This is a genomic window from Actinoplanes sp. KI2 (assembly GCF_025630775.1).
GTDB lineage: Bacteria > Actinomycetota > Actinomycetes > Mycobacteriales > Micromonosporaceae > Actinoplanes.
In genome coordinates, this window is the sequence record NZ_JAOSZE010000059.1 from 23575 (window position 1) to 45777 (window position 22203).

A 22203-nucleotide genomic window follows, 5' to 3' on the forward strand; every position below is an offset into this window, starting at 1 on the left:
ACGGTTGCCGCGACCGGCGCGGGTTCGGGCGATACCCTCGGCGCATGCTCCGTTCCGTCTTCCTGGCCGCCGCGGATTCGTCCCGCCTGGGGCGGCTGATCTCCTCCGCGTCCCTCAGCAAGAACGTGGCCGGTGGCCTGGTCGCCGGCGATGACATCGACGCGGTGCTGGTCACGGCCCGCGAGCTGGCGGACGACGGTCTGTCGATCACGGTCGACCATCTGGCCGCCGAGACGGCGACCGCCGAGGACGCCCAGGCCACCCGGGAGGAGTACGTCGCACTGCTGGGCCGGCTGCGCTCGGCCGGGCTGACCCCGGCCGCCGAGGTGAGCGTCAAGCTGTCCGCGCTGGGCCAGCGGCTGGACGAGAAGACGGCGCTCGAGCACGCGCTCGCGGTGTGCGCGGCGGCGGCCGAGGCGGGCACGTCGGTGACCCTGGACGCCGAGGACCACACCACCACCGACTCGACCCTGGAGATCCTGGCCGAGCTGCGCAAGGAGTATCCGTCGACCGGGGCGGTGCTGCAGGCGTACCTGCGGCGTACCGAGGGGGACTGCCGGGAGCTGGCGACCGCCGGGTCACGGGTGCGGCTCTGCAAGGGGGCGTACGCCGAGCCGGAGTCGGTGGCGTTCACCAACCCGCTGGACATCGACAAGTCGTTCGTCCGCTGCCTGAACGTCCTGATGTCGGGCCAGGGTTATCCGATGGTGGCGACCCACGACCCGCGGCTGATCGCGATCGCCGAGGACCGGGCGCGCTGGTTCGACCGCTCCGCGGAGGAGTACGAGTTCCAGATGCTGTACGCCATGCGCACCGAGGAGCAGGCCCGGCTCGCGGCCGGCGGCAACATCGTGCGGGTCTACCTGCCGTACGGCACGCAGTGGTACGGCTACCTGCTGCGTCGCCTTGCCGAACGACCGTCGCTGGCGGTGCGGTTCGCCCGCGGAATCCCCAAAAAGGGCTAAAACTCCGCGTATCCGGCGTGTCGGCCTTGACTTTTTGTGGCCATTTCACGGAACGCATCGCGTTGGTCACATTCGTATCGATACCGTTCTGATGACACGCACGTAAGCCGCCGCGTCGCGAAGCCTGTCCGGCCGCGGCGGAGCGTGCCCGCGAAAGGATCGGTGCGAGGGATGACGGGTCCAGCCCAGACCGAGGAGCGCCTCTCGGAGGTACGGTTCCTGACCGTGGCCGAGGTGGCCGCCCTGATGCGGGTTTCCAAGATGACCGTCTACCGGCTGGTGCACGGCGGCGACCTGACCGCCGTCCGAGTCGGTCGGTCGTTCCGCGTGCCCGAGCACGCGGTGCACGAATATCTGCGGGGCGCTTTCTCCCAGACCGCCTGACCGACGGGCTGGGCCATTACCGGCGCCCGGTTCTACGGACAGGGCCGCTTTGGCTCCGTCGCGGCTGGGCCGGTACGCTGGTGCGGTTGGTTCCCGGTCCGCCACCCGCCGCTGCTTCGCGCGGCGACCAGACCGGGACGCCGTCCAGATCGGATGCGGTGAGTGCCCTGCGGCATCGCCGGTCCGAGCCACATGGTTCGAGAGGCAAATTCGTATGGGCTCCGTGGTCAAGAAGCGCCGCAAGCGTATGGCGAAGAAGAAGCACCGTAAGCTGCTGCGCAAGACCCGCGTCCAGCGTCGCCGTCTGGGCAAGTGACGGCCGGCCAGGGTGAGATCCCCTGGCCCCCGCGCTTGCCGCATTCCGCCGCGTCGGAAGGTGCCTCTGTGGTGACCTCACCGCCCCGCGTCGTCGTGGTGACCGGCGTCAGCCGGCCGCTTGGCGCCCGGGTGGCCGGCCGTCTCGCAGCCGACCCGCGCATCGAACGCGTCGTCGGCCTGGATCCGCACGAACCCCCGGCGGCCCTCCGGGCCGACCTGGCCGAGGTCGAGCTGATCCGGGCCGATCCGCGTGCGGCCGCCGGTGCCTTCATCGACCTCGGCGCCGAGGCGGTCGTGCACATGGCGGTCAGCAGCGCGCCCGACGCGCAGCACGGCGGCCGTCAGGCGATGAAAGAGCAGAACGTCATCGGCACGATGCAACTGCTCGCCGCCGCGCAGGCCGCACCCGGCCTGCGCAAGCTCGTCGTGCGCTCGTCGACGGCCGCGTACGGCGCCTCGTTCCGTGACCCGGCCGTCTTCACCGAGGACACCGAGCCCCGGGCGGTGCCGCGTGGGTCGTTCGCCCGCGACATCCTCGACATCGAGGGGTACGTTCGCGGCTTCCGCCGGCGTCGCCCCGAGGTGCCCGCGACCGTGCTCCGGTTCGCGCCGTTCATCGGCTCCACGGCGCACACCACGCTGACCCGGATGTTCGCCCAGCCGTTCGTGCCGACGGTCTTCGGCCGCGACGCCCGGCTGCAGTTCGTGCACGTCGACGACGCTCTCGAGATCCTGCACCGGTCGGTGATCGAGGACCATCCGGGCACCTTCAACGTGGCCGGCGCCGGGGTGCTCGCGCTGTCCCAGGCCGTGCGCCGGGCCGGCCGGATCGCCGTGCCGCTGCCCGAGGGCACCCTGTCCAGCGTGCTCGCGCTCGCCCGCAACGTCGGGATCGGCGAGATCGGCCTGGACCAGATCGACCTGTTCGTGCACGGCCGGGTGGTCGACACCACCAAGCTGGCGCGCGAATTCGGCTTCACCCCGCGGGACACCGCGACCGCGTTCGACGACTTCATCGCGGCGCACGCGAACGGCTCGTCGCTCACCGCCGATCGGCTCGCGGCGGCCGAGCGGGCCATCCTCGACGGTATCCGCCGCACCCGGGCCGCGGTGAGCGAACGGGCCGCACTGCGGGAACAGGCCGCTATCAGCGAAAAGGCATCCGCTGGGGACGATGCGCCGTGAGCCAGCACGAGTACCGTGACATGCTGCCCGGCCACGCCGATTTCAAGCTGCCCAAACCGGCCGCTCCGGTCAAGGTGAACGGCCGGCGGCCGATCCCGGAGGTGCCGCAGATGAACGGTCATCCCGAGGAGCCCGCGCCGGCGGAGACGGCCGAGGCCAGGGACGCGGTCGACATCTGGGACCAGCGGGTCGCGAACGGACTGGCCTTTCTGCGCCGGCGACTGGCCGGTGCGTACGAGGTCGATGATTTCGGTTTTGATCCGGAGCTCACCGACGCGGTCTTCCATCCGCTGCTGCGCCTGCTCTACCACGACTGGTTCCGCACCGAGGTGTTCGGCATCGAGCATGTGCCGGCCGACAGCGGTGGCCTGGTGGTGGGCAATCACTCTGGGACGGTCGCGCTCGACGCGCTGATGCTGTCGGTGGCGATCCATGACCGTACGCCGGCGGCCCGGCACCTCCGCCTGCTCGGCGCCGACCTGGTGTTCCGGGTGCCGTTCCTGAGCGAGCTGGCCCGCAAGTCGGGCGCCACGGTGGCCTGCAACCCGGACGCCGAGCGGCTGATGAGCGGCGGTCAGCTGGTCGGCGTGTTCCCCGAGGGCTTCAAGGGCATCGGCAAGCGCTTCGCCGACCGGTACAAGCTGCAGCGCTTCGGCCGCGGCGGGTTCGTCTCGGCAGCGCTGCGCACCGGCACCCCGATCGTCCCGGTGGCGATCGTCGGCGCCGAGGAGATCTATCCGGTGATCGCCGACGTGAAGCCGCTGGCCCGCCTGCTCGGGCTGCCGTACTTCCCGGTCACCCCGACGTTCCCCTGGCTCGGGCCGCTCGGGCTGGTGCCGCTGCCGAGCAAGTGGCTGATCCAGTTCTGCCCGCCGATCCCGACCGCGCACCTCACCGAGCACGCGGACGATCCGATGGTGGTATTCAACCTCGCCGATCAGGTACGCGAGACGATCCAGGCGACGTTGCTGGAGTTGCTGGAGAAGCGGCCCGACCCGTTCGGCATCTGACGCAAGTCGCCTATAGTGACAGCTGAGGGGCGGTCCGGTAATTCCCGGCAACCGCCCCTCGCCATGTCCGGCCTGTTCCCGGATCGCTATTGGTCGTCGAAGTCCCAGAACGGCACGCCGGCCGAGTCATCTGTGTCGTCGGTGCTGGTGACGGTCGGTGTCGCCGAGGCGGTCGGCGTCGCCCCGTGCGGCAGGGCCGGCGCGGACGACGCCGGCGCGTCCGGGTGGGCGGCGGCGGTCGCGTCCGGAGTGACGGCCGGGTTCGGCCGGGCCGGCTTGACCTTGGCCTCCCGCGAGTCGCGGGGGCTCGACTTGCCGCTGCGCTCACCGGACCTGCCGGTGGCCGCGCCCGATGCGTTGGTGGTGCAGTCGCGCAGCTTCGGACCGAGCTCGTCGGCGCCGGCCGAGATCACCGTCGAGCAGTTCAGCCCGGCCCGCAGGTCGTCGGCGCGCCGGCCGGCGGCGTCGAGCAGCGCCAGCGACGACGCCGCCCGCTCCTGGCTGGCCGGGCTCAGCCGGTCCATCACCGGGATCAGCGCCTGCCGCTGCCGATTGACGAACTTGTCGATCGTGGCCAGCGGCTTGACGTCCTGGCGGGCCACCGCCGAGGTGTCCAGCAGCTTGACGCCCTGGCGGGTGTCGAGGTCCATGTCGTCGAGCACCCGGCCGAAACCGGCCGCGTCGCCGGCCATCGAGGCCGCCTCGGTGAGCCGGGTCCGGGCGAAGTCCAGCGACAGCTGGCCGCGACTGAGGTCCGAGCCGGCCATGGCCAGCTGAGCGCGTTCGGTGGAGCGCTTGACCCCGTACAGGGCGTCGCCGGGCGACGCGTTCTCGCTCGCCGCGGAGATGCCGGAGACCGCCAGCGCGCCGGCGGCGACACCCATCACGATCGCCCCGCGCGCCCGGATCCGCCGGCCACCCCGGCCCAGGACCCCGTCGCGGGACTTGGGCGCCGCGGCGGGCGCCGACTCCTCCGGGCCGGAACCTTCGAGGCCGCCCCGCTCGGCGGTGGCGACCAGCATCGCCCGCAGCCCGACGCGGAACTCGGAGTCGACCGGGACTTCGGGCCGGGTGCCGCGGAGGCCGTGCCCGATGGCGACCAGTTCGGCGAGGCGTTCGTCGGCGGGGTCGTGGCCGAATCGCCGGCCGCCGGTGTTCTCGTCGAGAAGCTCCGCGAAGCGCTCGGCACTCCGCCGGTCCAGGAAGTCGAAGTTCACCGTGGGCACCTCCCCTCGCTCGTGACTGTCGCGTCGGCGGCGTTGCCGACGGTCGCGATGATGCCGGTGGCCGCCGAGGCCGCCCGGGGTCGCACCGGGACAAACGCGTGAGGCTCGTCCCCGGTTACGGGGACGGACGACCCGCATTGGCTTGGAAAGATCGACAGGCTCTGCTGTGCTAGGTCCACGTCGCGGGTCACCACTGGAACCCTTCGGGCAGCAGCCGGGCGAGCGCCCGGACGGCCCGGTACTGGAGGGCCTTGATCGCGCCCTCGTTCTTGCCCATCGTCAGGGCCGTCTCGGCGACCGAGAAGCCCTGCAGGAAGCGGAGCACGATGCATTCCTGCTGCTCCGGGTTGAGCTGCTTGACCGCGGTGAGCAGGGCGACGTTGGTGATGTGGTCGACCACGGCGGACTCCGGGCTGCCCTCCGGCCCGCGGTCCTCGCGGTCGGCGTCCAGCACGTCGCCGGTGGTGACCTCCAGGCGGTACCGGCCCGACTTGAAGTGGTCGGCGACCAGGTTGCGGGCGATGGTGACCAGCCAGGCGCCCAGGTCGCGGCCCTGCCAGGTGAAGCTGCCGATCCGCTTGAGCGCGCGCAGGAAGGTGTCCGAGGTCAGGTCCTCGGCCAGCTGCCGGTTGCCGACCCGGAAGTAGACGAACCGGAAGACGGTGTCCATGTACCGGTCGTAGATCAGGCCGAACGCCTCCGCCTCGCCGGCCTGGGCGCGCTCGACCAGCGCCCACACCTCGGCCGCGGCGTCGCCGGGGTCGGGGCGGGCCGGATACTTGGGCGGCTCGTTCTCGGTCGGCGGCCCGGAGGTGCTCTGCGCCGGGACGACCACGGTGACGTCGGTGGCCGGGCTCGGGCTCTCCGGCAGGTTGCTGCGCTGCCCGGCGGTGGGTTGGGCGGGCATCGCCGGCCGGTCGGGCGCCGTCACCCGGCCGCCGCCCGTCAGTCCGCCGCTGGGCAGCGGCTTGGCGTTGCCGGTCGGGGGCATCCGGACCCCGGGCGACTCGTTGACGTGCCGGCGGTTGCTGGTGCGTTTGGCGCCCTCGTCCCGGATCGTGTTGACGATCATCGAGTCGACGGACTGTCGCAGGGCGCCGAGCCCCGCGTTGACGGCCAGGCGGTACGGATCCCCGGCGTAAACATGACTCACTGCGCCTCCCCAACCCGGCGGTTCTGGTCCGACCGCACATCCGCCCCGCCAGGCGTGGATGTACAGCGATTCCGTGCTTTTTGTGGCACAGCGGCCTCCTCGGGATGAGGGGTGATCACTCATAGCAAAAGGGGTGGGCCGGCCCACAAAAAGTCGGTCCGACCTCACCCAGGGCTGTGGAGTCCGTTACACAGACGCGAAGTATCACGGACACCGAACACACGGAGTCGCACACCGTGTGCGCTGCGCGAAAATAGTACGAAGTGGCGCAGACAAGACACAAGGAACGCTTGACACGATGGAGTACACGGCTCTTTCTCCGACGGACAGACTGTCCGGCATCCCCCTGGCGGCGGGTTTGTGCCAGACTCGTGCCTCGTGGACGAGATCGCTGCCGCCGCCAAGTCGCGACCCGACCACCCCGCGCTGATCACCCCGGCGAGCACGCTGACCTGGGCCGAGCTCGACGCCCGGGTGGAGGCCGCGGCCGGTCGGCTGGTGATGCTGGCCCGGCCGCGCGAGCGGGTCGCGATCGTGCTCGGCAACTCGATCGACTTCGTCGTCACCTACTACGGGGTGCTGCGTGCCGGCCGGGTCGCGGTGCCGCTGAACCCCGGGTACACGGCCGACGAGCTGGACTACGTGATCACCGATTGCCAGGCCGCGGTGGTGGTCGCCGAGGCCGAGGCCCGCACGAAACTGCGGTCGGCCACCCCGCCGTGCGTACCGCCGGATCTTGCCGGAGCGACCGGTGAGCTGCCGGAAGTCTCGGCAGCCGATCTCGCCGTGCTGCTCTACACCTCCGGGACCAGCGGGCGCCCGAAGGGTGCGATGCTCACCCGCGCCGCGCTCGCGGCCAACCACGGTCAGCTGGACGCGATCGAGCCACCGGTGGTCGGCCCCGACGACGTGGTGCTGCTGGCGATGCCGTTCTTTCACGCGTACGGGTTGAACACCGGTCTGGGCACCGTCGCGCACCACGCGGCCACCGGGGTGCTGATCGACCGCTTCGACCCGGCCGCCTCGCTCTCCGTGATTGCCGAGCATGCCGTCACCGTGACGGTCGGTGTGCCGGGCATGTACATGGAGTGGTCCCGGCAGCCGTCGGTCAAGAGAGCGCTCAGCAGCGTGCGCACCGCGGTGTGCGGCGCCGCCCCGATCGCTCCCGCCGAGGCCGCCCGCTTCTCGGCCTCGACCGGCAAAACCCTGATCATCGGGTACGGGTTGACCGAGACGGCCCCGGTCCTCACCACCACGGCGGTCAGCGATCGGGACAAGGCCGGCTCGATCGGCCGCCCGCTGCCGGGAGTCTCGCTGCGCCTGCGCAGCGCCGACGGCGAGGTCCTCTGGGAGGACGGCACCGGCTCGCCGGACGAGGACCTGGCCGAGCTCGACCTCGCCGTTCCGGACTCGGCCGGCACCGACCCCGGCGAGATCGTGGTGCGCGGCGCCAACCTCTTCTCCGGGTACTGGCCGGACGGCCGGGACGGGCCGGACGCCGACGGCTGGTGGGGCACCGGCGATGTGGCGTACGCGGACGGCGACGGCGACCTGCACCTGGTCGACCGGATCGGCGAGCTGATCCTGGTGAACGGCTTCAACGTCTACCCGGCCGAGATCGAGCGGGTGCTCGACGCGCATCCGGCGGTGGCCGAGTCGGCGGTGGTGGGTGTGCCCGACGCGGACACCGGACAGCGGCCGCACGCGTACGTTGTGGCCGCGCTCGACCCCGCGCCCACCCCGGCCGAGCTGCAGGTCTACTGCGCCGGGCAGCTCGCCCGGTTCAAGCTGCCGAGCATCGAGCTGGTGCGTGACCTTCCGCACTCGGCCATCGGCAAGGTCCGGAAGAGGGAGATCGCGTCGTGAACCGGGTGACCTTGATCAGCCGGGACGGCTGTCACCTGTGCGCCGACGCCGAGGCCGTGCTCGACCGCATTTTGCCTGGTCAGTGGAGTCGGGTCGACGTGGAGTCGGACATCGAGCTGGAGCGCGACTACGGCGACCGGGTGCCCGTGGTGCTCCTGGACGGCGCCGAGCACGGCTACTGGCGGATCGAGGAGGCCCGGCTGCTTCGGGATTTGGCGCGACAGCCGGGGGAGCCCCGCATATAGGTTGATCGTCGTGACGCCTACGCACCTGGTCTGGGACTGGAACGGCACCCTGCTCGACGACCTGCACTTGGTGGTCTCGGCCACCAACGCGGCATTCGAGTCGGTCGGCGGGCGGCCCGTCGACGCCGACGAGCACCGCGCCCGGTATCGCCGGCCGGTGGCCGAGTTCTACGCCGAGATGCTCGGGCGGGCGATCGACGAGCACGAGTTCGGCCGGCTCGACAAGCTGTTCCACGACACGTACCGGCTGGGGTTGACCAGCACCACGCTGGCCGAGGACGCGATGACGGCGATCAAGTCGTGGCCGGGCGGGCAGTCGCTGCTGTCCATGTGGTTCCACAGCGAGCTGGTGCCGGCCGTCGAGACGTACGGGCTGGCCGGGATCTTCACCCGGGTCGACGGGCTGCGGGCCGAGGTGGGCGGCCACCTCAAGGCCGCCCATCTGGCGACCCATCTGGACGAGCTCGGCGTCCCCGGCCGGCGTGCCGTCCTGATCGGCGACTCGCTCGACGACGCGGCCGCGGCCGACTCGGTGGGCGCCCAGGTGGTGCTCTACACCGGCGGCTTCACCAACCCCGGCAAGCTGCGGGCATCGGGCCGTCCGGTTGCCGACACGCTGCTGGCGGCCGTGGAGATCGCGAAGTCGCTGTAGCGGCTGGCCGGGGCGCGCGTGACGGGGGCATACTTTTCGGGGACGAGGTGCATTAGCACGCTAGTGGATCTTTGTCCATTCGCATCACCAAGATCGCGATTTGTGCACGCCTTCACAAGCGCCTACTCTGTGACTTCGAAGAGCCCCGCTATCACAGCCGGTCGAGCCGGGCGTCAGGGGGCTCGCACCGCAGGGTTCGAACCTCGTCGGCACGGAGTCAGATGAGTCAGCAGCGTCACGGAAGCACGCCCGGAGGTACGGGCGACGTCCCGGCCTTCCCGGACCTCCCGGAGGCGACGATCGCCCGGTTGCCCGAATACCTGCGCGCGCTGCACAGCCTCGGCGAGGGCGGGGCGGACACGATCTCCAGCGAGGGGCTTGCCGCGGCGGCCGGGGTCAACTCGGCGAAACTCCGCAAGGACCTCTCCCACCTCGGGTCGTACGGCACCCGCGGCGTCGGCTACGACGTTGCCCTGCTGATCGAGCAGATCGAGTACGTGCTCGGCCTCGACCAGCGCCGGGCCGTCTGCCTGGTCGGCGTCGGTAATCTCGGTCACGCCCTCGCCGGGTACGACGGGTTCGCCAGCCGCGGGTTCAAGATCGTCGCGCTGTTCGACGCCGACGAGGCGAAGATCGGGGAACGGATCCACGGCCTGGTCGTGCGGCACATCGACGAGCTGCGCCAGGTCGCGGTCGAGGAGTGCATCGCCATCGGGGTCATCGCCACCCCGGCCGGCGCCGCCCAGGCCGTCGCCGACGAGTTGGTCGCCGCGGGCGTCACCAGCATCCTCAACTTCGCGCCGTGCGTGCTGTCCGTGCCGGCGAACGTCGACGTACGCAAGGTCGATCTCGCGATCGAGTTGCAGATCCTCTCATTCCACGAGCACCGCAAGGCGTCGCTCACCGCGCTGCCTGGCGGCCGGTCCGCCGCGGGGGCGGGAAATCAGGAGGCGGTCGGGTCGTGAACCTGCTCAGCGTCGGTGCGTCCTACCGCACCGCCGACATCAGCACGTTGGAACGGCTCACCATTGCGGACGACGCCGTACCCGGGCTGCTGCAGAAACTGGTCAGCCAGCCCTACATCGGCGAGGCGGTGGTGCTGTCCAGCTGCAACCGGGTGGAGATCTACGCGGCGGTGAGCGGCTTCCACGGCGGCCTCGGCGACGTCTGCAACGTGCTCTCCGAGGCCTCCGGCATCCCGGCCACCGAGCTGGCCGGTCACCTTTATGTGCACTACGACGAGGCGGCGGTGCGGCACTCGTTCCGGGTGTCGGCCGGGCTCGAGTCGATGGTGGTCGGCGAGGCGCAGATCCTCGGCCAGCTCCGCGACGCGTACCACGCGGCCAGCGAGGCGGACACCGCCGGCCGCCTGCTGCACGAGCTCATGCAGCAGGCGCTGCGGGTCGGCAAGCGGGCACACGCCGAGACCAGCATCGACAAGGCTGGGCAGAGCGTGGTCACCGCCGCGCTCGAGGTCGCCTCGGTCCAGCTGGGTGAGCTCGCCGGCAGGTCGGCGCTGGTGATCGGCGCGGGCGCGATGGGTTCCCTGTCGGTCGCCACCCTGACCAGGGCCGGCGTCGGCTCGCTGCGGATCAGCAACCGCAGCGCGGCGGCCGCCGACCGGCTCGCCGAGGCGTACGGCGCGGTCGCGGTCCCCTTCGAGGACCTGGACGCCGCCCTGCGCGACGCCGATCTGGTGATCACCGCGACCGCGGCGACCGCGCCGCTGCTCACCCGGGCCCGGCTCGAGCCGGCCGGCCCGCTGGTCGTGCTCGACCTGGCCGTCCCGCGCGACGTGGCCCCGGACGCGGTCGGCCTGTCCGGCCTGACCGTGATCGATATCGACAGCCTTGCCTCGTCCCGCCGGGCGCTGCCGGCCGCCGCCGAGACCGCGGCCGTCGAGCAGATCGTCACCGGTGAGGTCGAGCACTTCCTCGGCTGGCTGCGCGGCGCCGACATCGCGCCGACCGTGGCCGCGCTGCGCACCCGGGCCGACGACGTGGTCGCCGGCGAGCTGCGCAAGCTCTACGCGCGCCGGTCGGAATTCACGGATGAGCAGCGAGCGGATGTTTCCCGTACGCTGCATCGGGTCGTTCAGCAGCTGCTGCACTCGCCGACCGTACGGGTGCGCCAGCTGGCCGCCGAACCGGGCGGCGATCAGTACGCCGCGCTGTTGCGTGAGCTGTTCGATCTGGATGTCCCCCTTGCCACCCAGGCCGACGCCGTGCCCGAGATCGGAGGAAAAGCGTGACTGCCTTGCGTTTAGGCACCCGGGGTAGCGCGCTGGCCCTCGCTCAGTCCCAGCTGACCGCCGACGCCGTGACCGCCGCCACCGGCCGGCCGGTCGAGCTGGTGCGCATCGTCACCCAGGGCGACCGTTCCTCCGCCCCGGTCGCCCAGCTCGGCGTGGGCGTCTTCGTGTCCGCACTGCGGGACGCGCTGCTGGCCGGCGAGATCGACTTCGCCGTCCACTCGTACAAGGACCTGCCCACCGGCTCGCCGGCCCGGCTGCACATCGCGGCCGTCCCGCCGCGCGAGGATCCCCGCGATGTGCTCGTCGCCAAGGGCAACCGGACGCTCGCCGAGCTGCCGCCGGGCTCCGTCGTCGGCACCGGCGCGGTGCGGCGCATCGCGCAACTGCGTGCTTTGGGCCTAGAGTTGCAGGTCACGCCGATCCGCGGGAACGTCGACAGCCGGATCGCCCGGGTCCACGGGCCCGAGGCAGATCTGGACGCCGTCGTCCTCGCCCGGGCCGGTGTGGCGCGTCTCGGCCGGACCGCCGAGATCACCGAAACGCTCGACCCCATGCTCATGCTGCCCGCCCCGGCCCAGGGAGCGCTGGCGGTGGAGTGCCGGGCCGACGACTCAGACCTGGTCGAGCTGCTGGCCGCGCTCGACCATGCACCGTCCCGGGCCGCCGTCGTGGCGGAACGGGCGATGCTGGCCACGCTGGAGGCCGGGTGCTCAGCCCCGGTCGCGGCACACGCCGAGCTCGCCGAGGGCGAGCACGGTGACGAGATCTACCTGCGCGGTGCGGTGATCAGCCCGGATGGGTCCCGAGCCATCCGCCTGTCGCGCACCGGAACGCCCGCCGACGCGGCGGAGATCGGCAAAGCACTCGCCGCCGACCTCCTCGAGAACGGCGCCGATACCCTGATGGGGAGCACAGAATGACCACCCGCACCGCCCGCAAGCCAGCAGGACGCATCGCGTTCGTCGGCGCCGGACCTGGCGATCCGGAGCTGTTGACCCGTCGCGCCCACGCCGCGCTCACCGACGCCGACCAGGTGGTGTACGACCGGGGAGTCCCCGACTCCCTGCTGACCGCGATCAAGGCCGAGGCCAAGGCCGACGCCCAGTTCAGCCCGGCCGAGGGCGCGCCCGGCGACGTCGCCAAGGTGCTGCTGTCCGCGGCCAAGTCCGGCCTGTCCGCCGTGCACCTGGTGTCCGGCGACCCGTTCGGCCACGAGTCCGTGGTCAAGGAGGTGCAGGCGGTCGCGCGTACCGCCGTGCACTTCGAGGTCGTGCCCGGCATCGGGCAGGCCGAGGGCGTCGCCACCTACGCCGGCGTGCCGCTGCCGTCGGTGCGCACCACCGCCGACGTCGGCGACGTGACCGCGCTCGACTTCGACGCGCTCGCCGCCTCGTCGCGCAAGGGCTCGTTCGCCGTGGCGATCGACGCCGGTGACCTGGCCGCGGTTCGCGACGGGCTGCTCGCGGCCGGCGTCGAGCCGGGCATCCCGGTCGCGGTGACCGGCGACGGCACCGGCGAGACGCAGTACACGACCACCTCGACCGTCGACAGCTTCGTCGCCGCCGCGCTCGGCTTCACCGGCCGGGTGGTGCTGACGGTCGGCGCCGACGTGGCCGAGCGGGACGCGCTGAGCTGGTGGGAGAACCGCCCGCTGTACGGCTGGAAGGTTCTCGTCCCGCGTACCAAGGAGCAGGCCGGCGCGATGAGCGCGCGGCTGCGGGCGTACGGCGCGATCCCGTGCGAGGTGCCGACCATCGCGGTCGAGCCCCCGCGCACCCCCGCGCAGATGGAGCGCGCGGTCAAGGGCCTGGTCGACGGCCGGTACGCCTGGGTCGTCTTCACCTCGGTCAACGCCGTGCGCGCGGTCTGGGAGAAGTTCGACGAGCACGGCCTCGACGCCCGGCACTTCGGCGGCGTCAAGATCGCCTGCATCGGCGAGGCCACCGCCGAGGCGGTCCGCTCGTTCGGCATCCAGCCCGAGCTGATCCCCGCCGACGACCAGTCCAGCGAGGGTCTGCTCGCCGAGTTCTCGCCGCACGACGAGATCCTCGACCCGGTCGGCCGGGTGCTGCTGCCCCGCGCCGACATCGCCACCGAGACGCTCGCCGCCGGGCTGATCGAGCGCGGCTGGGAGGTCGACGACGTCACCGCGTACCGCACCGTGCGGGCCGCGCCGCCGCCGGCCGAGATCCGCGACGCGATCAAGTCGGGTGGCTTCGACGCGGTGCTGTTCACCTCGTCCAGCACCGTACGCAACCTGGTCGGCATCGCCGGCAAGCCGCACGCCCGCACGGTCGTCGCGGTGATCGGCCCGAAGACCGCCGAGACCGCCACCGAGTTCGGCCTGCGCGTCGACGTCCAGCCCCAGCACGCCTCCGTGCCGGACCTGGTCGAGGCGCTCGCGTCGTACGCGATCGAACTGCGCGAGAAGCTGGCCGCGATGCCGGCGAAGCAGCGCCGCGGCTCGAAGGTTCAGGGACCCACGGCCCTACGCTTCCGCTAAGGATCGCCTCATGTCGTTCCCGGATGTCCGCCCGCGCCGACTTCGGCGTACCCCGGCGTTGCGCCGCCTCGTCGAGGAAACCCGGCTCTCCCCGTCCGAGTTGGTCCTGCCGCTGTTCCTGAAGGAGGGGCTGACCGAGCCCCGGCCGATCAGCTCGCTGCCCGGCGTCGTCCAGCACTCGCGTGAGTCGCTGCGCAAGGCCGCGCACGAGGCGGTCAGCGCGGGCGTCGGCGGCCTGATGCTGTTCGGCGTCCCGGAGAACGAGAACAAGGACGAGACCGGCTCGGCCGGCCTCGACCCCGACGGCATCCTCAACGTCGGCATCCGCGACCTGATTGCCGAGGTGGGCAACGACACGGTGGTGATGGGCGACCTGTGCCTCGACGAGTTCACCTCGCACGGCCACTGTGGAGTGCTGGCCCGGGACGGCTCGGTCGACAACGACGCCACCCTCGATCTCTACGCCGAGATGGCGGTGGCCCAGGCCCAGGCCGGCGTGCACATGGTCGGGCCGTCCGGGATGATGGACGGCCAGATCGGCGTGATCCGCCGCGCCCTCGACAAAAAGGGCTATCAGGACGTTTCGATCCTGGCCTACTCGGCGAAGTACGCGGGCGCGTTCTACGGCCCGTTCCGCGAGGCCGTCGAGTCCACCCTGCAGGGTGACCGCCGCCAGTACCAGCAGGACCCGCCGAACCTGCGGGAGGCGCTGCGCGAGGTCGACCTGGACGTGGCCGAGGGCGCCGACATCGTCATGGTCAAACCGGCCCTCGCCTACCTCGACGTGATCGCCGCGATCCGCGACCGAGTCACCGTCCCGGTCGCCGCCTACCAGGTCTCCGGCGAGTACGCGATGGTCGAGGCGGCCGCCGCGAACGGCTGGATCGACCGCGACCGCGTCATCATCGAGTCGCTGACCTCGATCAAGCGAGCCGGCGCCCAGATCGTCCTCACCTACTGGGCCACCGAGGTCGCCCAGCGTCTCCGCTACTGAGTCACTCGGTGGGCTCGAGCAGCTGAACGAGCTGGGCCACGTCGACGCCGTACTCGAACCAGTCCCGGTCCGGCTGGTAGCCGAGCTCGGCATTCACCTTGAGCATCGACTCGTTGTTCTGCGCGTTCCAGGTCTGCACCTCGCGCAGGCTGGGCTCGGCGTCACGCAGCTCGAACAGCATGCGCGCCTTGATCGCGCGGTCGATGCCGTAGCCGCGGTGGGCCCGGACCACGATCGTGTCGTACTGGTCGGCTCGCTCGGGGTGCTGGGCGGGCACGACCACCTCGGTCAGCCCCGCCACGTCGCCGGTCGCCTCGTGAATGGCGAGCACGATGTACGGCTTCAGGCCGCGCTTGTGCAACGTGGTCAGCGAGTCGCGCAGGCGCTGCGGGTCGGACGAGCGGGGAGCCAGATCGAGATCCTCGTCATCGTCCTGCGCCTCGAGCTTGGCCTGCGCGTACGCCTCGAGCAGCTCCTCGGGCGGGCCACCGGGGTGATACTCCACGCGGTAGCCGGGCGCGATGCCGGCGGCCATCTCGCGCAGCGTCGGCCAGGCCACCGAGGCCAGATTGAGGACGCTGCGAGTCTCCACATACTCCCGTTCGAAGCCCAAGGCCTCGTAGAACGGGATCGCCGGGGTGCCGCCGATCGCCTCCACGCCGATCGACGAGAAGCCCTCGAGATAGGCCCGGCGGGTGGCCATGGCGACCAGCTGACGGCCGAGGCCGCGGCGGCGCAGCGAGGGTTTGACCATCACCTCGAGCACCCCGATGTCGCCGAGCAGCAGGATGCTGACGTGCGCGAAGATCTCGCTCTGCCCCTCGGGCAGGCGGTCGTCCTCGGCCACCCAGCAGATCCGGCGCTCACCGGGGACGGTCTCGGCCAGATACTCCCTGACCTGGACGTCCTGCCATGGTGGATCGTCGGGGAGGTCGGTGGCCAGGACAGCATTCACCGTCTCCACGAGCGATCGGATCTCCCCAGCCGACGCTGACCGGGGGTCCCATTCACGCACCCTCACCCGTACAGCTTGCCGGTAAGCGGACCTTCAGGGAAGTGCTGCAAACGTAATTGTGCGGGTACCGTCACTGTGCGTTGAGGTTTGCGCCTCATCCTCGGCTGCGCCGGCCATAGTCGTTGGCCGCCTCGAAAACCTTCTGCGCGTACGGCTGCACGGCGTTGTACGAGAGAATCGCGTCCCACCAGGACTCCGCCTTGGACAGATCGCGCCCGCCCTGGCACAAATAGGAGGCTGCGGTCAGTGACGCATCGTCGATGTCGTTCGGGTCGGCGACACCGTTGTTGTCGGCATCGATCTTGTATTGGTTCCAGGTCTGCGGGATGAACTGCAGCGGACCGACGGCCCGGTCGTACGTGGTGTCGCCGTCGATCACGCCCTGGTCGGTGTCCCGCAGCAACTGCCGGCCACCCTTCCCGTCCAGCGGCAGGCCGTAGATCGGCGGCTGCACCTCGCCGTCCGCGCCGAGCACCGCGCCCCTGATGCTGCCGTGGTCCGACTCGACCTTGGCGAGCGCGGCGATCGTGGTCCAGCTCAGGTGACAGGAGGGCGTGGTCTTCGCGAGCACGAGCTCGGCGTAGCCGTAGGCCTCCAGCGCCACCACCGGGATGCTGACCTTGGTGCCGACCTGCTGGGCCCAGCTCTCCAGGGCGGCGGCCGGTCGCTGGCCGGGCTGGCCGAACTGCCCTTGCGCGGCCGGGGTGGTCACGGCGGGCGCACCGGAGGCGCCGACCGGGGCGGAGGCGGTGGGCAGGCCGGCGGGCGCGCTGGCCGGCGGCCCCGAGGCCGCCGTCGCTGCGCCGGCGAACACGGGGGTTGCGCTGGGTACCGGAGCGGCGTCCAAAGCTTTCGGTACGAGGTAGGCGCCGGCCGTTCCCGCCGCACCGAGCAGGAGCAGGGCGATGACGCTGGGCAGCACTAGGCGGCCGCTCGGGCGCTTGGCCCACGCGGAGGTGCTGCGCCCGGCCCGCGCCACGACCTGCACGGGGTGAGCCCGGCGCAGCCCGGACGGGGTCGCTTCGGCGGTGTCCGGCTTGGCCGTGCCGGTAGCGGGCTCTGTGCCGGTCGGCTTTGTGTCAGCGGTCGGTTCTGTGCCGGTAGCGGGCGCTGTGTCGGCCGTGGGCCCTGTGCCGGTCGGCTTTGTGTCAGCGGTCGGCTCTGTGTCAGCGGTCGGCTTTGTGTCAGCGGTCGGTTCTGTGCCGGTAGCGGGCGCCGTGTCGGCTGCGGGCTCTGTGCCAGTAGTAGGCGCTGCGCTGGCGTTGGGCGTCGCGCCGGCCGCGGACTTGGCGCTGGCGGCGGGCTCCCCGTCGGTCGGGTTCGGGGCGGTTGGGTCCGCGGCGGCCGGCTTGGTGGCGGTCGGTTCGGGAGCGGTCGGCTCGGAGGCGGTGGCCGTTGTCACTTCGGGCTGCTTTGGCTCCGCCACCGCCGCGGCCTCGGGGGCCGCGCCGGAACTGCCGAGCGGGCCGCCCCGATGCGGCGCGGCCGCGCGCAGCTCAGGTTGCTCCGTCGGTGTCTTCCGCCCGTTCGCCACGGCCCCGACCATACCCGCCGATGGCTCGCGGCAAGAGGCCCCGTCGACCGCCGCCGGCGACGTTACGGCTGGGTAGGGCTGCCGCGTGCATTTCTGTCGGACCCGGGGCCTACTCTTTGCCCATGCCGCGTTACGAGTTTCGGTGCCGTGCCTGTGGCGACACGTTCGAGGTCAGCCGCCCGATGAGTGAGGCGTCCGCGCCCGCCGCCTGTCCGCAAGGCCACGACGACACGGTCAAGCTGCTCTCCACCGTCGCGGTCGCCCGCGGCGGCACCGGCGCGCCCGCGGCGCCCGCGCAGTCCGGCGGCGGCTGTTGCGGCGGCGCCTGTGGCTGCTGACCGCCGCGACGACCGCAGCGCGCCGACCCCGCCACCGGGTTAGACGGGCGGGCGACTCCGGCGGGCCAGGTGCGCGGGTGGCTCCGGCGTGCGACACCGGCGGGGCAGACGGGCGGGCGGTTCCGGCGGTCGAGGCGGGTGGGTCACTCCGTCGGGCCGCATCGGCGGGCCAGCGGGCGGCCAGTTCCGGCGGCTCCGGCAGACGGCTCCGGCGGACGAGGCGCGGGCGGGTCACTTCGGCGGGCCGCTTCAGCGGCCCAGGGGGCGGGTCACTTCGGCGGGCCGCTTCAGCGGCCCAGGGAGCGGGTCACTTCGGCGGGCCGCTTCAGCGGCCCAGGGGGCGGGCCACTTCGGCAGGTCGCTTCGGCGGGCCAGGGGCGGGTCACTTCGGGCCGTACCGGCGGGCCGGCGGGCGGCCGATTCCGGTGGGCCGCGGCGCGCACGTCCGGCGGGCACGTCCCGCGGGCAGGTCGGTGGCCACGTCCGGCGGGCACGTCCGGCGGGCAAGTCGGTTGCGACGTCCGGTGGGTCACTCTGGCGGGGGCCGATCTGCGTGCGCAAAAGTTTCGCGCAGGTGCGTACGTCCAGAATGGGTGGCCCTGCGTCGCTCGGGGGGCATATGGTCCCGGGCGTTCGATCTTCGGGGCGGGTCTTGGTTACGCAGTGCAGTGACCGTGCGACGTGGAGAGACGCCGTGCGCGATGACTCTTGCGGGTACGTCCGAACGGTTGGCTGGAACTGACCGACTGCTGCGTGTCCCGGCTCGATCCGTTTCGTTACGTCACGCGTAGTGCATAGAGAACGTCGATGACTCTCGGGCGAATGTCCTCCGTCCGGGGTCGGTCGTGACGGGCAGATCGTTACCGTCCGTTTCTACGATGCACGGTAACGCTGTGATACGACAGCATGAGACACGACTTCCTAGAAGGAGGCGGAGGTTCACCGTGTCGGGACGGACCGAGCTGCCGAGCGGCCTGGTGACCTTTATATTCACCGACATCGAGGGTTCGACTCGTCTGGCCCGCATGCTCGGGGACGACTACTGCTCCGTCCTTCGTGCTCACCGTACGTTGCTACGCGGCGTGTTGAGGGATTTTGACGGTGTCGAGATGTTTACAGAGGGTGATTCTTTCTTCGTTGCCTTCCGTGATGCCGGTGCCGCCCTCGCCGCTTGCGTAGAGGCGCAACGGCGACTGTCCGCACACGAGTGGCCGTTCCCTGACGCCATGCCCCGGGTCCGGATGGGCATGCACACCGGGTACGCGAAGCCGATCGGCGACGAGTACGCGAGCATCGAGGTGCACCGCGCGGCCCGGGTCGCCGCGGCCGCGCACGGCGGGCAGATCCTCTGCTCGGGCTCCACCGCGCTGGCCGTGCTCACCGCGGGCGTCGTCGTCCCGTTCGAAGCGTCGATCCCGGCCGCGCCCCAGCTGGTGACGGCGGGCGCAGCCGCGACGGCGGCGCCCGGCTCGGCCACCGAGGTGTCGGGCTCGGTCGGTCCCGCCGCCGCAGCGCCCGACTCGACCGGCCTCGCGGCCGCCGCAATGTCGGGCTCGGCCACCGCGGTCTCGGGCTCTGCCGCCGCAATGTCGGGCTCGGCGGCCGCGGTGTCGGGCTCAGCCGTCGCAATGCCGGGCTCGGCTGGCGCAATGCCGGGGTCGGCCGGCGCGGTACCGGGCTCGGCCGGTGCCGGGGCGGGCCCGGTTGCCGAGTGCCTGTCCGGCGTCGACCTGCTCGACCTCGGCCCGCACCGGCTGCGCGGCTTCGACGACGACGAGCGACTCTTCCAGGTGATGGCGGCCGGCCTCGACCGGGACTTCCCGCGCCCGCGCACGCCGGGCGCGGCCCGGCACAACCTGCCCGCTCCGCTCACCTCTTTCGTGGGCCGCCGGGCCGAGCTGTCCGAGCTGTCCGAGCTGCTGACCCGGCACCGGATCGTCACGATCACGGGACCGGGTGGGGCGGGCAAGACCCGGCTGTCGCTGGCGCTCGGCGAGCAGGCGCTCCCGGCGTACCCGCAAGGAATTTGGACGGTCGATGCGGTCAGCGCGGCAACCGGCCTGGCCCCCGCCCTGGCCGCGGCCCTTGGCCTGCGTGCCGAGCCCGGCCGGCCGGTGCTGGACACCCTGCTCGAGGAGTGCGCGGGCCGGCGGATGCTGCTGCTCCTGCAAACCTGTGACGCGGCGCCCACCGCCTGCGCCGGTCTCGTGCAACGGCTGCTGGCCGCCTGCCCCGGCGTCGACGTGCTGGTCACCGGCCGCCAGCCGCTCGGCGTGTACGGCGAGGTGGTCTGGCGGATCCCGCCGCTCTCGCCGGCCGACGCGTTCACCCTGCTCAGCGAGCGTTCCGAGGCGGCGCGTGGCGGGCGGCAGGCGCCGGTCGAGGAGAGCGTCGAACTGGCCGGGGTGGCCGCGCGGCTGGAGGGCTCGCCGCTCGCCATCGAACTCGCCGCGGCCCGGATGCGGCTCTTCTCGGCCGAGCAGCTGGTGGCCCGGCTCGACGACCCGATCGCCGCGCTGGACCCGATCAACAGCGACCCGATCAACAGCGACCTGATCACGGCCGATCCGGGCGAGATCGAACCGGGAGAGCGGGGCGAGATCGAACCGGGAGAGCGGGGCGAGATCGAGCCGGGAGAGCGGCACACGAGCCTGACCGCCTGCCTCGACTGGTCCTATCGGACGCTGAGCGTGCGATCCGCGGCCCTGCTGCGCCGGCTGTCGGTCTTCGCCGGCACGGTCGACCTGCCGACCGTCGAGTGGTGCGGGCCGGACGCGATCGGGTCGCTCTCCGAGCTGACCGAGAAGTCGCTGATCGAGGTGGTGCCCGGCCCGCGCTACCGGATGTCCGAACAGGTCCGGGCGTACGCGTCCCGCCAGCTCATCGTGGCCGGGGACGAGCGTGCCGCCCGGGACCGGCACCTGGCCTGGTCGCTGCACACGCTGGCGGCGGCCACCGTGGACACCGACGGGCAGCCGCGTACCGTCTCGTTGACCGAGCGCAGCCCGTACGTGTCGGAGTGGCAGGCCGCGCTGCGCTGGGCCGCCGCGGACGGCAGTGTCGAGGCCGGGCTGCGGCTGGCCGGTGTGCTCGACCCCTGGTGGCGGGAGCACGGCGGCGCCCGCGAGGGCCGTGACCTGCTCTTCCGGCTCTACCGCCGGCTCGACGACACGCCCGTGGCGCCGGCCGACCTGGCGTCCGCCTATCTGATGCATGCCCGGCTCGCCGACGACCCCGAGGAACGGGTCCGGTTCGCCGAGCGGGCCGAGCGGATGGCCCGGCGGGCCGACGACCAGGGCCTGGTGGTGCGGGCCATGGCCGGGCACCGGCTGACGCTGCTCGAGGAGGAGCAGTACGACGCGGCGGAGAAGTTCTGCCGCGAGATGATCGCCCGGGCCGAGCAGTACGGCGTGCCCGAGGCCGGCCTGCCGGCCGTGGTGACGCTGGCCGAGCTGCTGTGGCGTCGGGACGCCGCCGACGAGGCGGCCGAGGTGCTCGGCGGTGCCCGTCAGCTGGAGGCCGGCCGCCCCGAGGACCGCGGCCGGCGTACCGTCGACTGGCTGCTGGGGATGGTGGCACTGCGCCGCCGTGACCTGGTCGCCGCCCACGACCACCTGGTGGTGGCGTTGCGGTCGCGGCTGCGGCACGGGTTCCGCGGCGCGGCGGCCGACGCGGTCGCGGCGATCGCGGTCCGCTGCTCGCTGGGCGGCGACCCGACGAGCGCGGCCGTGCTGTTCGGCGGGGCGGAGGCGGCCCGCGGCGCTCGGCGCACCGACATCTTCGGGCGCTTCTGGGCGGAGCAACAGCTGGCGCTGCGCACCGCCCTCGGCGACGCGGCGTTCGACGCCGCGTACGCCGACGGGGTGGGTTTGGGTTTTGATCGGATCGTGGCGATGGCCCTGGCCGTGGAGCATCCCGACCTCGAGGACGGCGCGGTCCGGTTCGCCCAGACGCTCACCTAGTGGTGGTCATCATGGCCTTGGCGCGGTTGATGTCGGACTGCTTGACCGCGGCCAGCGAGCCGAAGTTGTGCACCGCTTCGTAGTACGTCCAGGCCAGGCTGTAGCAGGCCGGCCGGACGACCGCGTTGTAGGTGGCGCACTTGCGCTTGAGATCGGCGTAGAACATGGAGTCGACCCGGTCCTTGTTGGCCGGGAACGCGTCGATCGCCTTGTAGTTGCGGTACCCGAAATCGTGGTGCCAGCAGGACAGCGTGAAGTCGAAGCCGAGCGGCTTGTCCGGGCTGGCCGAGCAGTAGTCGGTGGACCAGTCGAAGTTGTAGGACGCCCACGGAGCGCGGTCGAGGCGGGCCGCGTTCCAGGCTGCGGTGCTGGTCGCCGTCGGCTGGGTCCAGTTGGAGAGGACGGTTGCCTTGTCGGCGGCGGCGTAGGCGGCGCCGGCGGGGACCAGCGTGGCCAGGGTGAGGACCAGAACGAGGAGGATGCGTCGGGTCATGCGGGCAGTGTCGGTGCCCTCGAGGTACGCATATAGATCTTTCTATTGACTTTGCCGGACCGCGCCCGAAGTTACCGCTGGGTATTTCCTTAACGATGGTTAATGT

The 22203-nt window shown here is 71.8% G+C and carries 20 protein-coding genes; 15 read left to right on the forward strand and 5 right to left on the reverse strand.

The window, feature by feature from the left end:
• The first annotated feature begins 44 nt into the window (after positions 1 to 44).
• The 5 genes from ODJ79_RS41110 to ODJ79_RS41130 all read left to right on the forward strand — a co-directional run bounded on the left by ODJ79_RS41110 (position 45) and on the right by ODJ79_RS41130 (position 3862).
• Positions 45 to 965, forward strand: a complete 921-nt coding sequence (locus ODJ79_RS41110; protein ID WP_263029133.1) for a proline dehydrogenase family protein — start codon at positions 45 to 47, stop codon at positions 963 to 965.
• A gap of 171 nt (positions 966 to 1136) precedes the next feature.
• Positions 1137 to 1349, forward strand: a complete 213-nt coding sequence (locus ODJ79_RS41115; protein WP_203784881.1) for a helix-turn-helix domain-containing protein — start codon at positions 1137 to 1139, stop codon at positions 1347 to 1349.
• A 214-nt stretch (positions 1350 to 1563) separates the two neighbouring features.
• Positions 1564 to 1665 (forward strand): 30S ribosomal protein bS22, encoded by a 102-nt coding sequence (locus ODJ79_RS41120; protein ID WP_007465623.1) that lies wholly within the window; start codon positions 1564 to 1566, stop codon positions 1663 to 1665.
• 68 nt (positions 1666 to 1733) lie between these two features.
• Positions 1734 to 2852, forward strand: coding sequence for an NAD-dependent epimerase/dehydratase family protein (locus tag ODJ79_RS41125; RefSeq protein WP_263029134.1), 1119 nt, complete (start codon positions 1734 to 1736; stop codon positions 2850 to 2852).
• Positions 2849 to 3862 (forward strand): lysophospholipid acyltransferase family protein, encoded by a 1014-nt coding sequence (locus ODJ79_RS41130; RefSeq protein WP_263029135.1) that lies wholly within the window; start codon positions 2849 to 2851, stop codon positions 3860 to 3862. Before ODJ79_RS41125 ends, ODJ79_RS41130 begins: the two co-directional genes overlap by 4 nt.
• Before the next feature lie 86 nt (positions 3863 to 3948).
• Here the strand turns inward: ODJ79_RS41130 and ODJ79_RS41135 are convergent, their stop codons facing one another.
• Both ODJ79_RS41135 and ODJ79_RS41140 read right to left on the reverse strand, forming a co-directional pair.
• Positions 3949 to 5079: a DUF5667 domain-containing protein gene (locus tag ODJ79_RS41135; RefSeq protein ID WP_263029136.1), complete on the reverse strand. Its 1131-nt coding sequence runs from the start codon at positions 5077 to 5079 to the stop codon at positions 3949 to 3951.
• A gap of 196 nt (positions 5080 to 5275) precedes the next feature.
• Positions 5276 to 6160, reverse strand: coding sequence for an ECF subfamily RNA polymerase sigma factor, BldN family (locus ODJ79_RS41140; protein ID WP_263029160.1), 885 nt, complete (start codon positions 6158 to 6160; stop codon positions 5276 to 5278).
• Between the two features lie 459 nt (positions 6161 to 6619).
• Between ODJ79_RS41140 and ODJ79_RS41145 the strand changes: the two genes are divergently transcribed.
• The 8 genes from ODJ79_RS41145 to hemB all read left to right on the forward strand — a co-directional run bounded on the left by ODJ79_RS41145 (position 6620) and on the right by hemB (position 14755).
• A complete protein-coding gene (locus ODJ79_RS41145) occupies positions 6620 to 8107 on the forward strand; it encodes an AMP-binding protein (RefSeq protein ID WP_317620748.1) in 1488 nt (495 codons plus the stop codon).
• The gene (locus tag ODJ79_RS41150; protein ID WP_263029138.1) at positions 8104 to 8352 is read left to right on the forward strand and encodes a glutaredoxin family protein; all 249 of its coding nucleotides are present in this window, start codon (positions 8104 to 8106) and stop codon (positions 8350 to 8352) included. The genes ODJ79_RS41145 and ODJ79_RS41150 overlap by 4 nt, the downstream gene beginning before the upstream one ends.
• 10 nt (positions 8353 to 8362) lie before the next feature.
• On the forward strand, positions 8363 to 9004 hold the full coding sequence (locus ODJ79_RS41155) for an HAD family hydrolase (RefSeq protein WP_263029139.1): 642 nt from the start codon (positions 8363 to 8365) through the stop codon (positions 9002 to 9004).
• Positions 9005 to 9225: 221 nt separating this feature from the next.
• A complete protein-coding gene (locus tag ODJ79_RS41160) occupies positions 9226 to 9969 on the forward strand; it encodes a redox-sensing transcriptional repressor Rex (protein ID WP_263029140.1) in 744 nt (247 codons plus the stop codon).
• The gene (locus ODJ79_RS41165; protein WP_263029141.1) at positions 9966 to 11255 is read left to right on the forward strand and encodes a glutamyl-tRNA reductase; all 1290 of its coding nucleotides are present in this window, start codon (positions 9966 to 9968) and stop codon (positions 11253 to 11255) included. Before ODJ79_RS41160 ends, ODJ79_RS41165 begins: the two co-directional genes overlap by 4 nt.
• Positions 11252 to 12178: a hydroxymethylbilane synthase gene (hemC, locus tag ODJ79_RS41170; RefSeq protein ID WP_263029142.1), complete on the forward strand. Its 927-nt coding sequence runs from the start codon at positions 11252 to 11254 to the stop codon at positions 12176 to 12178. Before ODJ79_RS41165 ends, hemC begins: the two co-directional genes overlap by 4 nt.
• Entirely contained in the window at positions 12175 to 13761 is a 1587-nt protein-coding gene (locus tag ODJ79_RS41175) for a bifunctional uroporphyrinogen-III C-methyltransferase/uroporphyrinogen-III synthase (protein ID WP_263029143.1), read from the forward strand. The genes hemC and ODJ79_RS41175 overlap by 4 nt, the downstream gene beginning before the upstream one ends.
• Positions 13762 to 13771: 10 nt before the next feature.
• On the forward strand, positions 13772 to 14755 hold the full coding sequence (gene hemB, locus ODJ79_RS41180) for a porphobilinogen synthase (RefSeq protein ID WP_263029144.1): 984 nt from the start codon (positions 13772 to 13774) through the stop codon (positions 14753 to 14755).
• Between the two features lies 1 nt (position 14756).
• On the opposite strand, the gene ODJ79_RS41185 is transcribed toward hemB, so the two are convergent.
• Complete coding sequence (locus tag ODJ79_RS41185) at positions 14757 to 15776, reverse strand: GNAT family N-acetyltransferase (RefSeq protein ID WP_263029145.1); 1020 nt, start codon at positions 15774 to 15776, stop codon at positions 14757 to 14759.
• Positions 15777 to 15864: 88 nt separating this feature from the next.
• The gene (locus ODJ79_RS41190; protein ID WP_263029146.1) at positions 15865 to 16758 is read right to left on the reverse strand and encodes a lytic transglycosylase domain-containing protein; all 894 of its coding nucleotides are present in this window, start codon (positions 16756 to 16758) and stop codon (positions 15865 to 15867) included.
• Between the two features lie 668 nt (positions 16759 to 17426).
• Here ODJ79_RS41190 and ODJ79_RS41195 point away from each other — a divergent pair.
• Positions 17427 to 17642, forward strand: a complete 216-nt coding sequence (locus ODJ79_RS41195) for an FmdB family zinc ribbon protein (protein WP_263029147.1) — start codon at positions 17427 to 17429, stop codon at positions 17640 to 17642.
• 944 nt (positions 17643 to 18586) lie between these two features.
• A complete protein-coding gene (locus ODJ79_RS41200) occupies positions 18587 to 21604 on the forward strand; it encodes an adenylate/guanylate cyclase domain-containing protein (RefSeq protein WP_263029148.1) in 3018 nt (1005 codons plus the stop codon).
• Here the strand turns inward: ODJ79_RS41200 and ODJ79_RS41205 are convergent.
• Positions 21597 to 22097, reverse strand: a complete 501-nt coding sequence (locus ODJ79_RS41205; RefSeq protein ID WP_263029149.1) for a phospholipase — start codon at positions 22095 to 22097, stop codon at positions 21597 to 21599. The two genes, ODJ79_RS41200 and ODJ79_RS41205, sit on opposite strands and share 8 nt — an antisense overlap.
• Between the last annotated feature and the right edge of the window lie 106 nt (positions 22098 to 22203).

Coding starts and splice junctions, on each gene's coding strand:
- ODJ79_RS41110 (WP_263029133.1), top strand. CDS start 45: ATGCTCCGTTCCGTCTTCCTGGCCGCCGCGGATTCGTCCCGCCTGGGG.
- ODJ79_RS41115 (WP_203784881.1), top strand. CDS start 1,137: ATGACGGGTCCAGCCCAGACCGAGGAGCGCCTCTCGGAGGTACGGTTC.
- ODJ79_RS41120 (WP_007465623.1), top strand. CDS start 1,564: ATGGGCTCCGTGGTCAAGAAGCGCCGCAAGCGTATGGCGAAGAAGAAG.
- ODJ79_RS41140 (WP_263029160.1), bottom strand. CDS start 6,160: ATGATCGTCAACACGATCCGGGACGAGGGCGCCAAACGCACCAGCAAC.
- ODJ79_RS41160 (WP_263029140.1), top strand. CDS start 9,226: ATGAGTCAGCAGCGTCACGGAAGCACGCCCGGAGGTACGGGCGACGTC.
- ODJ79_RS41175 (WP_263029143.1), top strand. CDS start 12,175: ATGACCACCCGCACCGCCCGCAAGCCAGCAGGACGCATCGCGTTCGTC.
- hemB (WP_263029144.1), top strand. CDS start 13,772: ATGTCGTTCCCGGATGTCCGCCCGCGCCGACTTCGGCGTACCCCGGCG.
- ODJ79_RS41195 (WP_263029147.1), top strand. CDS start 17,427: ATGCCGCGTTACGAGTTTCGGTGCCGTGCCTGTGGCGACACGTTCGAG.
- ODJ79_RS41205 (WP_263029149.1), bottom strand. CDS start 22,097: ATGACCCGACGCATCCTCCTCGTTCTGGTCCTCACCCTGGCCACGCTG.